Here is a 12,647-nt window from a genome sequence, read left to right on the forward strand (position 1 = left end):
ACTCTACATCAAAGTTTTTAATCGTAGTTTATTATTTGCGAGTTTCTGAATTTCAGAAGAAAACATAGTTAAATTTTTATAATCACTTAATAGGTAAACATATTGATTAAATTTACAATTCATCATGATAGTAATCACATTTCCCATCTGAGAAATTGAATATGAAAAAGTTCCTCCATTATTTTTTAAATTAATTTTAATTGGTGCTTTAGTATTTTCTATAGAGTATTCCTTTGGAAGAGTAATTTGAATTATGTCTTTGTAACTTTGTCTTGTTTGAAATTCAACTTCATATTTCCTTTGTTCATTTTTCTTGAAAACTGGTTTTAGAGTGTAATTTATTTGCCCTAAATCAAGATAATAACCTAATGAATCTTTAAGAATAAAATTGTCGATTTCTACATCATAATTCACCTTATCATTTGATTTTTCTATTAAAGAGTTTTTTCCTTTCTGCGACAACTTCACGAAGTCAACACTTTCATCATCCTTTAAGTTGGCATACCCTTTAAATGAAATAGTTTGGTTTCCTTGAGCATTCAATTCATCATCTACCGTAAACTCCAAAACATTTCTAACATAATAATATTCCTTTGATTCTAATCTGAATACTTTATTATTTAATCCATCATTTTTTGAAACGACTAAGAAATACTTGTTTAAAAGATTAATAGGTATAGTTTTTAAACCATATGTTTTTTGTGTTGCATCTAAATAATAAGATTTCCCTTCTAAGTTTAAATTAACAATAACATAGTCTAAAAGAAAGTAAGTTGGCTTTACTAAAACACCATTGCCTTTCATACTCGTGTACATAAGGTTCACATCAAATCCCATATCTTTTAGAGCTTTATACAACGAGATATTAATACCAGCTACATTAGAGACACCCGTTTTATAACCTTTCTTTATATATTCCTCTGAAATACTCGTTGCTTGTCCCCCATTCCAATTATAGTGCTTTTGTACTTCTGCATAAAGTGTACTTGCTTTTTCTACATTAGTAATACTTTTCTTTTTCAGATCATCAGTAATATTTGAAAATAAGTTTCCTCCTAATGGTATATCATTTTTCAACCTAGAACTTACTGCATTCCAAGAATCAGAATACGAGTGATATTTATTAATTGTACCATTAGAAACGTAAGCGACTTGTGCACCTGAAGTAGCAGTAAGGGGCATATTTGAAATAGATACTAAATCAAAGAAGATGTAGGGCTTTTTAAAGTTATCATTAAGAACAAAATCTTCCTCTTTAAAGGCTGGTATATCAGTTAAACGCCAAGTTTTTGTTAATAACCATTTTGAAGTTTGAACAGTTGCAGTGGCTCTATAATTTGTTCCTCCAAAGTTTTTGTTCATATTATTATTACTCCTTCTAGCCTGAACCATTTCCTTTCTTTCCACCCTTCCTTCATATACTAATTCAAGAGGGTATTGATAATTTTGATAGTAGGTATAATCATCTCTTTCATCATGATTAAAAGTTAACTCACTTAATAATGTAGGAACGTCATTTTGAAAATACCAAGGAGTAATTGGGTAAGCATAACTATCACTATAAGATTTATATTCTATATCAACAATATCTCCCACCTTTACAGAGGGTATTGAAACTTCTATTAATTGATAATGACTATTTGATTGTAGTTCCTTTATTTCAACATCATTTTTTATTTCTTTCTTGCCCACCTTACTAAATACATTAGCTTTTAAATGTAAGCCATCATCTTGTATAGATTTCGGTAATAAAAATTGAAATATATTATCAGATAAACTTGATTCTTTCAAATACTTTATCCTTTTGTTTCTTTTTAATTCTACTACTCCATATCCACTAAATACTCTAAAATTTACAACTCCAACATCATGAAGTATTACTTTATCAGCATTAGGATCTTTATCATAAATTGTAAGATTCCACTCTTTATCGGATATCTTTCCGAATTTGGTTTTGGTAGGAGATGATTTTTGAGCAAAACAAAATGATACAATTAACAGTAACAATATTTGAAGTAAAAATTTCATAGTTATAAAAAATTTGTAAAATGAGTTTAGTTTTTATTTAAACACAATATATATTACAAAATTAAATTATACTAATTTTGATAAGTTACTCTAGTTCTAAATATTAGAATTTTATTTAATAATATCTGTTTCATCTTTTGTCATTTAAATCCTATGAAAAAAACAGTCATTATCGGAGCCACCCCCAATCAAAGTCGCTATGCCTATTTTGCGTCTCAAAGACTAACTGATAATGGACATGAAATTGTTCCGCTTGGAATAAAAAAAGGAAAAGTAGCTAATGGTCAGGAAATTATAAACGATCAACCACATATCGACGATGTTGATACCGTAACAATGTATGTGGGTCCACAAAACCAAGATAATTGGATGGATTACATCATATCATTAAAACCAAAAAGAGTCATTTTTAACCCAGGAACGGAAAACCTAATCTTTTATCAAAAACTTAGTGAAGCAAATATTTACTTTGAAGAAGCATGTACATTAGTCATGTTATCGGCTCAAACGTATTAATCGAAAAATTAAATTTATTCATGCTTAAAATAGCTTATCATCCATGTTATGGTCATCCGGTAGAAGCAGGACATCGTTTTCCAATGGATAAATACCCGCTTTTAATCGAACAGTTATTGTATGAAGGAACAATTACAGAGGATAATATATTTTCACCAGATCCAGTAGATGAAAAATATGTTTTATCCACCCATACAAAAGAGTATTGGGAAAAATTAAAAAATCAAACGATTAGCTACAGGGAAGCCCGAAAAATTGGTTTACCCATGTCGGATGCATTAGTAAAAAGGGAGCTCATTATTACACAAGGAACGATTGAGTGTACTGAATTTGCTTTTCAGAATGGAGTAGCAATGAACATTGCTGGAGGTACGCATCATGCATATACCGACCACGGTGAGGGATTTTGTTTATTGAATGATTTTGCTGTTGCTGCTAATTATTTAATCCAAGAAAAAGGACTAGAACGTATTCTCATCATAGACCTTGATGTACATCAGGGAAATGGAACGGCAGAAATCTTCCAAGACAATTCTAAAGTTTTTACATTTAGCATGCATGGAAAGAACAATTATCCCATGCATAAAGAAAAATCTGATTTAGACATTCCATTAGAAGATCAAACAACAGATAGTACTTACTTAAGTATACTCAAAAAATATATTGATGTACTTTTTAATGAGATCGAACCTCAATTTGTCTTTTTCTTATCAGGAGTTGATATATTGAGTAGTGATAAATTAGGTAAATTAGGGATGTCAATTCAAGGTTGTAAAGAAAGAGATGAAATTGTTTTAAAATATTGTCATGATCATAATGTACCTGTAGCAATAAGCATGGGAGGAGGTTACTCTCCACAACTTCATATTATTATAGAAGCACACGCCAATACCTTCCGAATTGCAAATAATATCTATTTTTAATGGTGTACTTTAGTAACTTATTATGATATATCTAATTAAAGTTGAATAATTGCGCGTTAGTAATTTTTTATTGTATTATTTTCATTCAAAATTCATTAGAAACTGATATAAAATAAGCTTTAGAATTTACTAATATTTTCTTCCAAGGTTAACAAATTATTAATTCGTATCTTTTTTAAGGTAGTACGATAGATATTGAGTTACTTTGGGGTTCTAAATTCAACCAAAATTGAATTCGTCGTTTATACTTAAGATATGGAATTTGGTATTTTTGAGTTTTTAAAACTTGTTGGTTCACTTGGTCTTTTCATCTACGGGATGAAAATTATGAGTGAGGGTATACAAAATGTTGCAGGAGATAAAATGAAATCTATTCTTTCTGCAATGACATCAAATAGAATTGCTGGTGTTTTTACCGGTTTTTTGATCACCACGATTATTCAATCTTCTTCTGCAACTACTGTAATGGTAGTTAGTTTTGTAAATGCAGGATTACTTAGCTTAACACAATCGATTGGTGTAATTATGGGAGCAAATGTGGGTACAACTGTAACCGCATGGATCATTTCAATCCTTGGATTCAAGGTTAAAATGGCCACATTAGCGACTCCAATTATCGCTATCGCATTCCCAATGATGTTTGCTAACTCTAAAAAAATTAAAGATTGGGGTAACACTTTAATTGGTTTTGCCTTATTATTTATTGGATTAGATTTCTTAAAGAAAGCAGTACCAGAATTCAGTGCTGACCAGTTACAATTCTTAGAGGTTATTCACTCATCTTTAGGTATTTTCGCACCAGCGGCTTTTGTAATAGTTGGTACTTTAATTACAATTGTAGTTCAGTCATCTTCAGCTGCAATGGCTTTAACTTTGGTATTGTGTAACCAAGGTGTTATTCCTTTTGATGTAGCAGCTGCAATGGTATTAGGTGAAAACATTGGTACAACAATTACTGCCAACCTTGCTGCTATTGTTGGTAATACGAATGCAAAACGTTCAGCTCGAGCCCATCTTATTTTTAACGTGACAGGGGTCATATGGATGTTATTAATATATCCATTCTTCTTGAACTTTATTGTATATATCTCTCAAGAATATTTTGGACAGAATGACCCAAGAACTACTGCTGAAGCAGTTCCTGTAGCATTATCAATCTTCCATACAACCTTCAACATTATCAATACATTCATCATGGTATTCTTCGTGAAACAAATCCGTGATGTGGTTATCAGGATGGTTCCTGAAAAAGAAGATGAACACGAATATAGCTTAGAGTTTATTTCTGACGGTAGACCTATCGCTAACGAAGCAGGTATTGAACAGGCAAGAAACGAAATTAAACGTTTCGCTAATATCTCTGCTAAAGAAATCAACTCTTGTAGAAAAATCTTCCAAGGAAGTAAAGAGAATAAAAAAGAAAGAAAAGGTTACATCTCAAGGTTGCGTAAGTTGGAAGAAAGTACCGACGAAATGCACAATGATGTGAGTATCTTCCTTTCTAAAATATCAAAAGATCAACAATTATCATCTTCTCAAATTCAAGAAGTTAACTCATTATTAAGAGCTGCTCACGAAATTGAAAGAATTGGAGATATCTATAAAGGCATGACGTTTACTATCGAAAAACGTTATGACGAGAAGATTTGGCTTTCTGATGAGCAAAAAGCAGATTTAGATGACTTCCTACAAGTTGTAACCAATGCTTTCAACATTATGTTAGAAAACATGGATGCAAAAGAGATTGACCTTGATAAAGCTAATCAAGCTGAAAAAGAAGTCAATGCCAAGAGAAAAGAATTGAGACGTAAGCACTTAGAACGCTCTAACGAAACACCAGATGTCGAAGCACCACAAATGCTTGCATATAACGACTTATTGGCTTCAATGGAAAGAATTGGAGACCATATTCTAAATGTATCTGAAGCATTCGCAGGAGTGGCTTAAATCATAAAAAACTGAATATGAGCCTCATCTTTAATTAGATGGGGCTTTTTTCGTATGATTTAACGTATAAAATATTCCTTTCCGAACTTTATTGCTTATGTTTGTCAATTGAAAATTAATTGTTTAGTCATCTATTAGATACTAAAACTTATACATAACAAATTTTTTCGCAGCAATGGATCAAAGTACACTGCTAGATTTCGAGAAACCTATCGCAGAACTCGAAGCGAAACTTGAAGACATGAGAGAGCTTGCATCACAAAACAATGTAGATGTTAGTGCCGCTATAAACGAATTGGAAAGTAAAATTACTCAATTGAAAAAAAGTACTTTTGAAAATCTTACTCGTTGGCAAAGAGTTCAGCTTTCTCGTCATGCTGACAGACCTTACACTCTTGACTATATTTATCAAATCACTGACGAATTTGTAGAGCTTCACGGCGACAGAGCTTTTGGTGATGATAAAGCGATGGTCGGTGGTCTTGGAACAATCAATGGAAAAACTTTCATGATGATTGGTCAGCAAAAGGGTAGAAACACAAAGCAACGTCAATTGCGTAACTTTGGTATGGCTAACCCTGAAGGCTACAGAAAAGCTCTTCGTTTAATGCAATTAGCGGAGAAATTTAGAAAGCCTGTTGTTACTTTTATTGACACTCCTGGTGCTTTCCCTGGTATTGAAGCTGAGGAAAGAGGTCAAGCAGAAGCAATTGCTAAAAACTTGAAGGAGATGTTTAAATTAACAGTTCCAGTGATCTGTATCGTTATTGGTGAAGGAGCTTCTGGTGGTGCTTTAGGTATCGCTATAGGTGACTCAGTAATGATGTTAGAAAACACTTGGTACTCTGTAATCTCTCCTGAATCTTGTTCTTCAATTCTTTGGAGAAGCTGGGATTACAAAGAACAAGCTGCTGAAGCATTAAAGTTAACAGCTAAGGATATGAAGTCTTTTGGTTTGATCGACAAAATTATTCCTGAACCACTAGGTGGTGCTCATACTAACCCTCAAGAAATGTTCGAAATCATGAAGAAAACAATTCTTGAAGAAGTAGAAGAGTTAGAAAAACTAGATACTATTACTTTGAAAAACAACCGTATTGAGAAATTCTCTCAAATGGGTGTATTCAACGAATAATCGTATCTTATCACATACTAAAGAGGCCGACTGATTATTTAATGAGTCGGCCTTTTTTATATCTTCAATACAAATTGAAAATTAATTTGATGAATTGAATTTTCATCATCAACATTTTCAATATTCACTTCTTTCTTTGTTCTACTCCACCTTGCTGAAAGATAATGTCCGTTGCCAAATCTATATTTTGATAAAACATAAAACCGCCAACCTACACCATAATATGGAGGAAAAGAGTAGGCGTATCTTATGTTTTTTTCATAAGCATATAATCGAGTGGAAAAACTTGGTGCATCAAAAAATGCCAACCTGGTAGACAAATAAAATTTCTTTTCCCAATCCCAATTTAAGTCTTGGTAAATCATATATCCCAACTCCGAAACCTCTCTTTCTTTGTTATAGCTTCCTTGTGCTCTAAGTGTCCAATTTAAATGCTTTGAAACTTCTACCAAATACCTTAGACTTCCTTTTATAGTCTGTTTTTTTCCGTACAATTTTACTTTACTACTATCCGCTAAATAATACGCTCCTTTTTCCTGAAAACTACCCTCGAATTGTAACTTCTGCCCGTGCTTCACTTTATACCAACCACTTCCTCTAAACTCTACTCCTTCTCTACCTGCATCTTGCTGATAGGTAGCATATGGGAATTTAAAAACATCAAAATATAAATTCAATCCCCATTTCTTATACTGTTCCAATTTTAGTCCCATGTACAAACCTTCCTCGTTGCTTACACGACTTAATTCACCAAGACTATTCGCGTACGGAGCTACATAATTAGGTGAATATTTACGATATAAAATCACCCAATCCACTCCTTTTAAAAGATGAGTGAACAACGTTGTATTCAAAGCATAGCTATTATCCAAAGAGGTGGCCACTTCGGAAACTACATGGAAATTCTGATATCGAAAGCTGACATCAAATGATGTGTTGATAAATGATTTTCCTGAAAAGATTCCAAGTGAATCATTCCTCGAATTCATTTTTATTTCTTGATTATAATTTCCCATCAAAGTATTTAAATGTACATCAAATAGATCTTGATGATACCCCAATCGCGCTCCATATATCTTTTCTTCAATTTCTCTTTTTACTAACTCATCATCATCAGAAACTTGAACATATGCCTCCTTCTTTTGACAACCAACAAACATCTCTGAGTTTATTGATTTTGACCAAGTTATATCAGTTGCTGCTCCTCTAAAGAAATTATCGTTGGCCATTGAATTATAAGGTCTAATTCCATCTTGTCCTCTATACACACTCAATAACGGATCTCCTCCTTTCCCTAGAAAATAACCGCCGCCAAACACCAATCCTTGTCCCCCGATCATTTGAAAATCACCTAATATTATTTTTCGAAATCGCCCTTTGTTATATAAAGCCACATGGGCTGAAGAGTAGCTTGTTCCAAAATCATACGACTTAGGATTCCATTTAAACAGTTCGTCATTTTGATGTTGAATATTCATTCCCACACTATAGTCATTTTTTCTAGTCCACCTTCCCCTCAACTGAGTTGAAAACGGTACAATTAATTCATCATCAAAAGGGATTTTAAGACTTGTATTTAACATTAAAAAATGCTGATCGGGCAATTGCCAACGGTCTTTTGCTGAAAGTGATTCTTTATCCTTTGAATCAATAAAAGTAGCTTGCTTCACTCGTTTTTTTGTGGATTCTACCCAATCTAAACGATCAATTTCTCTAGCATTTATCAGCTTGCCAAATGTCTTTTTATACTCTAGAAAAACAGTTAACTCATCGTAGGTTAAGCCATAAATTTCCATCAGTTGATAAGGTTTTAACTTATTGATGTCTTTGGGATGAGCAAATAAATCTAACCAATAATCAATTTCTTGAGTGGACATTAATTCTAACTCTTGATCTGAAAAAACTTTCTCCAGAGTAGATTGTTCTTCAGCGTTTTGTGCTACTATTTGTTGCGTCATCAAAAAGATGAGACCTAGGATATATCTTCTCATGATTTCAATTTTCTAATGACATAACAAATCGAAAACTGATGAGACCATGCAAACACATCGTCTGAAGAGAAGGCATAATCGACTTTCCATTTTTTATGATGAAAACCGCTCCCTAAACTAATATCAAAAGGAAACATTTGAACGCCACCTCTAAGAAACAAATACTTCTTCCATTGGTACTCAAACCCCGATTTAAATTGAAGTGGTTGATACTTATCCCTTTCAAATGAAGTAGAAAACTTAAAAAACGAATTGATTTGATAATGAAAACCAAATGCCAATAATGACGATTTATCCGCTCCAAAAATGCCTTCTTTATACATCGATTGACCTACGTTTTTCATCCCTACTCCTAAAGAAACTTTAGAAGATAACTTGGTTCTGACGGCAAAATTAAAAGTGATCAATTGTAGGGTATTTACTCCCTCTGCTCGTAATTGATTGTAAGAAATACCTCCTCCTAATCGAATAATACCAATTTGATGAACACTGCCTAAATCGATAGATTGCTCTGATAGATAGGAATCCCCAATACTTTGGATACCTATAGAAGTTGACCAATCTGAATGTATTGGATGTACAACTCCAATAGCAGAATAGGCCACTTCTTGGAATATACTTCGATGTGTCACTCCAACTTCAGAAGTTGATAAAAGTATTGAAGACAGGTCGTTGAAACTTCCCCAAACATCATCAGAAAAAAGGTGTTGGTTTCCTTTTGCTTGGGATGATGCACCCAAAGGTATGTTCCCTAAAGAAGGACGAGGAGTTTGCGAAAAAAGAGAATAGCTTAGAAAAAGAAAAGTACACAAGGTACCCACTCTTGTAAATAGTAGCATTAGTCAATGAATCGTTAATCGTTTAATTTACAGTGACCTAAATTACTACTTTTATAATTATATCTAAGGTTCGATGAAAAAAAAACGTAAAATTCTTCAATCTTTCGTAAATGAATTGCATTTTGATAGTTCAAGATTGAATTTAGTGAAGCTGATAAGACTTAACGAAGGTAAATCTAATCCTAATTCATCCATTTTTTGAATAATAAAATTATAGATGCAAAGAACATCAAAATATATATTTTCCCTTCTCGGACTTTTATTACTTCCCTTTATAGGTTTGGCCAATTACATTTTGGTCCCTATGGATGTCACCCAAACCAATCATTTAAAAGCCTATGGCATCACTTATTGGGTGCTTCAAAAAGATGTAGAAGCAGAATGGCTCCTCAATTTTAGAGGAGGCAGCTTCCTTTTTAAATATGCTCAGGAATTTGAAAACGAAATGATTGTCCGTGGGGTATCCTATGATGTGATTTCTGATGCAGATGCTTTACAAATAAAAAGAGAAATTGAACATCCTGAAGCCAATATGGATATCATGCGATTGGATGTTCCTCCTAAAATTGCAGTATATTCTCCTCCATCAAAAATGCCTTGGGATGATGCGGTAACTTTAGTACTTACCTACGCAGAAATTCCCTACGATGTCATTTTTGATGATGAAGTAATTGCGGATCTTCTTCCAAAATATGATTGGCTACATTTACATCATGAGGATTTTACAGGGCAATACGGCAAGTTTTTTAGAGCCTATGGTCGTCAGAAATGGTACATTGATAACCAAAAGAAATTCGAAGCTTCTGCACAAAAGCACGGGTTTAATAAAGTTTCTCAATTGAAATTGGGGGTGGCTAAAAAAATTAGAGATTTCTGTGCGGGTGGTGGATTCTTGTTCGCGATGTGTTCTGCTACAGACACTTACGACATCGCTTTATCTGCTGAAGGAGTAGATATTTGTGATTTCATGTATGATGGTGACCCTGCCGATCCAGCTGCTCAATCCAAACTTGATTATTCTAAAACATTCGCCTTTAAGGATTTCAAATTGTATATGGATCCTTACAAATACGAATATTCAAATATTGATAATCAGTACTACGAAAGAGGTTTAACAGAAGGAAATGATTTCTTCAAACTCTTCTCTTTCTCTGCAAAATGGGACCCTATTCCTACAATGCTTTCACAAAATCATCAGCAAAATATTAAAGGTTTTATGGGACAAACAACGGCCTTTAAAAAGCATTTAGTAAAGTCAGATGTGATTGTGATGGGCGAAACAGCAGAAGCGAATGAAGTACGCTACATCCACGGAACATACGGTAAAGGTACTTGGACCTTTTATGGTGGTCACGATCCGGAAGATTATCAACATTTAGTAGGTGAAGAACCCACCGATTTAAACCTTCATCCCAACTCTCCGGGTTACCGTTTGATATTGAATAATATCTTATTCCCTGCCGCAAAGAAAAAGAAACAAAAAACTTGATGCTCGATTTTATTCAAGAATACTTTTTTGAACTACTTTACACTGCATTTCTACTTCCTCAGTTAATATTATGGTGCATTATTGTCCCTTCTCAGTGGAAAGTAGAACGTCATCATTCTACATCAAATAATGAGGGCGTAAGTGTAATTGTAGCTGCAAGAAACGAGGAACATCACTTACCCAGACTCTTGGATCATTTAGTAAATCAAGAGTATCCAGAATTTGAAATCATCATTATCAATGATCGTAGTTCTGACCAATCTTCTAGGATAATTAGGGAATATCAACAAAAACATAACATTATAAAGGAAATAGTCATTGATGATAATTTTGGAGCAATCAGCCCTAAAAAATTTGCTTTAAGTAAAGGTATTCCTCAAGCGAAATACAATCAATTATTATTTACAGATGCCGATTGTGTACCTGCTTCTAATCAATGGATAAAATTAATGACTTCTAAGTTATCGACTCATCCACTTACTTTAGGCATTGGGTGGTACCTACCTAAACATGGACTTTTAGTAGAAAAATTTACACAGTTTGAAACCTTAATTACCGCCTTACAATATGTCTCATTTAGTCGAATAGGCATCAATTACATGGGGGTGGGTAGAAATATTGCCTACACAAAAGCACTTTATACTTCAGGAGATGGGTTTGAAAGTCATAAAAATGTGTTGAGTGGTGATGATGACTTATTTATCAATCAAGTGGCAAACAAAGACAATACGGCAACAATAATTCACCCAGATAGTCTGACATATAGTCAGCCACCGTCCACTTGGAAAAAATGGTATTTTCAAAAATTAAGGCATTTAAGTGCCGGACATCACTATAAATTATCAAATAAATTGCTTTTAGGTGCCTTAAGTACTTCGCACCTATCAGTATATTTTATATATTTACTATTACTACCACTAAATGTGGCAAATTTATTGTATTTATCCCTTATGTTGATAATTCGATTAGTTGCCATCACAATCTGTACTAGAAAATTCACGAGAATGACGAATACAAAGTTTAGTTGGTGGTTTATTCCTATTATGGACTTCATGCTTATTGCATATCAAATTATAATTGGAGCATCCTCAGTGATCTCGAAACGTAACACATGGATTTAGAGAGACAGTTTTCCCAAAAAGCACTAGAAGACTTTGAATTAATAGATCAAGCTATTGCCGGAGATGAACAGGCATACGCGAAGTTGATGGGCCGTTACCGTAAATCAGTATATCATACAATACTGAAAATGGTAAGGAATGTCGATGATGCCGAAGATTTAACTATCGAAGCCTTTGCTAAAGCATTCAAAAACCTATCAAAGTTTAAAAAGGATTATACGTTCAGTACATGGCTCTTTAGAATTGGGTCGAATAATGCTATTGACTTTATCCGTAAAAAGAAATTAGAAACATATTCTATTGACGCCGAAGTGACCAACAAAGACGGTGATACAATGAGTATGAACATTCAGGATTCAGGCCTAACACCTCATGAAGAAGCAATCAAGAAACAAAAAATTCAGATTGTACATGAGTTTGTAAGCTTGCTACCTCCTAAATACCAAAGATTAGTAAAGCTTAGATATTTTGAGGAAAAATCTTATGACGAGATTGCCGCAGAACTAGAAGCGCCTCTAGGTACGATTAAAGCACAATTACACAGAGCCCGAGAGTTACTGTATGATTTAGCTAAGAATAGTAAAAACGTACTATAAGGATACATCAAATAGTCTAATCAAAACAGCATCAATATCATTTAAAGGAAATTGATGCTGTT

10 protein-coding genes are annotated in these 12,647 nt (G+C 33.4%); 7 read left to right on the plus strand and 3 right to left on the minus strand.

Annotated features, from left to right (window positions below):
* Nucleotides 1-3 precede the first annotated feature (3 nt).
* Nucleotides 4-2,028, minus strand: coding sequence for a hypothetical protein (locus tag MY04_RS13055; RefSeq protein ID WP_066210194.1), 2,025 nt, complete (start codon nt 2,026-2,028; stop codon nt 4-6).
* A gap of 153 nt (nt 2,029-2,181) precedes the next feature.
* On the opposite strand from MY04_RS13055, the gene MY04_RS13060 reads away from it, so the two are divergent.
* The 4 genes from MY04_RS13060 to MY04_RS13075 all read left to right on the plus strand — a co-directional run bounded on the left by MY04_RS13060 (nt 2,182) and on the right by MY04_RS13075 (nt 6,549).
* A complete protein-coding gene (locus MY04_RS13060; protein ID WP_066210195.1) occupies nt 2,182-2,544 on the plus strand; it encodes a CoA-binding protein in 363 nt (120 codons plus the stop codon).
* A gap of 20 nt (nt 2,545-2,564) precedes the next feature.
* Nucleotides 2,565-3,467: a histone deacetylase family protein gene (locus MY04_RS13065; protein WP_066213273.1), complete on the plus strand. Its 903-nt coding sequence runs from the start codon at nt 2,565-2,567 to the stop codon at nt 3,465-3,467.
* 255 nt (nt 3,468-3,722) lie between these two features.
* Complete coding sequence (locus MY04_RS13070) at nt 3,723-5,414, plus strand: Na/Pi cotransporter family protein (RefSeq protein ID WP_066210196.1); 1,692 nt, start codon at nt 3,723-3,725, stop codon at nt 5,412-5,414.
* A 175-nt stretch (nt 5,415-5,589) separates the two neighbouring features.
* Nucleotides 5,590-6,549 carry an acetyl-CoA carboxylase carboxyltransferase subunit alpha gene (locus tag MY04_RS13075; RefSeq protein ID WP_066210197.1) on the plus strand — a complete coding sequence of 320 codons (960 nt, stop codon included), beginning with the start codon at nt 5,590-5,592 and terminating at the stop codon, nt 6,547-6,549.
* Nucleotides 6,550-6,605: 56 nt separating this feature from the next.
* Here MY04_RS13075 and MY04_RS13080 read toward each other — a convergent pair whose 3' ends face one another.
* Both MY04_RS13080 and MY04_RS13085 read right to left on the minus strand, forming a co-directional pair.
* The gene (locus MY04_RS13080) at nt 6,606-8,540 is read right to left on the minus strand and encodes a hypothetical protein (protein WP_066210198.1); all 1,935 of its coding nucleotides are present in this window, start codon (nt 8,538-8,540) and stop codon (nt 6,606-6,608) included.
* Nucleotides 8,537-9,379 (minus strand): hypothetical protein, encoded by an 843-nt coding sequence (locus tag MY04_RS13085; protein WP_066210199.1) that lies wholly within the window; start codon nt 9,377-9,379, stop codon nt 8,537-8,539. Before MY04_RS13085 ends, MY04_RS13080 begins: the two co-directional genes overlap by 4 nt.
* Nucleotides 9,380-9,596: 217 nt before the next feature.
* Between MY04_RS13085 and MY04_RS13090 the strand changes: the two genes are divergently transcribed.
* Genes MY04_RS13090 through MY04_RS13100 form a run of 3 tightly spaced genes read left to right on the plus strand, consistent with a single transcriptional unit; the run spans nt 9,597 to nt 12,585 of the window.
* Nucleotides 9,597-10,868 carry an asparagine synthetase B gene (locus MY04_RS13090; protein ID WP_066210200.1) on the plus strand — a complete coding sequence of 424 codons (1,272 nt, stop codon included), beginning with the start codon at nt 9,597-9,599 and terminating at the stop codon, nt 10,866-10,868.
* Nucleotides 10,868-11,989 carry a glycosyltransferase gene (locus MY04_RS13095; RefSeq protein WP_066210201.1) on the plus strand — a complete coding sequence of 374 codons (1,122 nt, stop codon included), beginning with the start codon at nt 10,868-10,870 and terminating at the stop codon, nt 11,987-11,989. Before MY04_RS13090 ends, MY04_RS13095 begins: the two co-directional genes overlap by 1 nt.
* Nucleotides 11,980-12,585 (plus strand): sigma-70 family RNA polymerase sigma factor, encoded by a 606-nt coding sequence (locus MY04_RS13100; RefSeq protein ID WP_066210202.1) that lies wholly within the window; start codon nt 11,980-11,982, stop codon nt 12,583-12,585. Before MY04_RS13095 ends, MY04_RS13100 begins: the two co-directional genes overlap by 10 nt.
* The last annotated feature ends 62 nt before the right edge of the window (nt 12,586-12,647 follow it).

This window comes from Flammeovirga sp. MY04, from assembly GCF_001682195.2.
GTDB lineage: Bacteria > Bacteroidota > Bacteroidia > Cytophagales > Flammeovirgaceae > Flammeovirga > Flammeovirga yaeyamensis.

Bases quoted from the DNA above. Each gene is read 5' to 3' on its own strand.
- MY04_RS13055 (WP_066210194.1), bottom strand. From the start codon at position 2,028: ATGAAATTTTTACTTCAAATATTGTTACTGTTAATTGTATCATTTTGT.
- MY04_RS13060 (WP_066210195.1), top strand. From the start codon at position 2,182: ATGAAAAAAACAGTCATTATCGGAGCCACCCCCAATCAAAGTCGCTAT.
- MY04_RS13065 (WP_066213273.1), top strand. From the start codon at position 2,565: ATGCTTAAAATAGCTTATCATCCATGTTATGGTCATCCGGTAGAAGCA.
- MY04_RS13070 (WP_066210196.1), top strand. From the start codon at position 3,723: ATGGAATTTGGTATTTTTGAGTTTTTAAAACTTGTTGGTTCACTTGGT.
- MY04_RS13075 (WP_066210197.1), top strand. From the start codon at position 5,590: ATGGATCAAAGTACACTGCTAGATTTCGAGAAACCTATCGCAGAACTC.
- MY04_RS13080 (WP_066210198.1), bottom strand. From the start codon at position 8,540: ATGAGAAGATATATCCTAGGTCTCATCTTTTTGATGACGCAACAAATA.
- MY04_RS13085 (WP_066210199.1), bottom strand. From the start codon at position 9,379: ATGCTACTATTTACAAGAGTGGGTACCTTGTGTACTTTTCTTTTTCTA.
- MY04_RS13090 (WP_066210200.1), top strand. From the start codon at position 9,597: ATGCAAAGAACATCAAAATATATATTTTCCCTTCTCGGACTTTTATTA.
- MY04_RS13095 (WP_066210201.1), top strand. From the start codon at position 10,868: ATGCTCGATTTTATTCAAGAATACTTTTTTGAACTACTTTACACTGCA.
- MY04_RS13100 (WP_066210202.1), top strand. From the start codon at position 11,980: ATGGATTTAGAGAGACAGTTTTCCCAAAAAGCACTAGAAGACTTTGAA.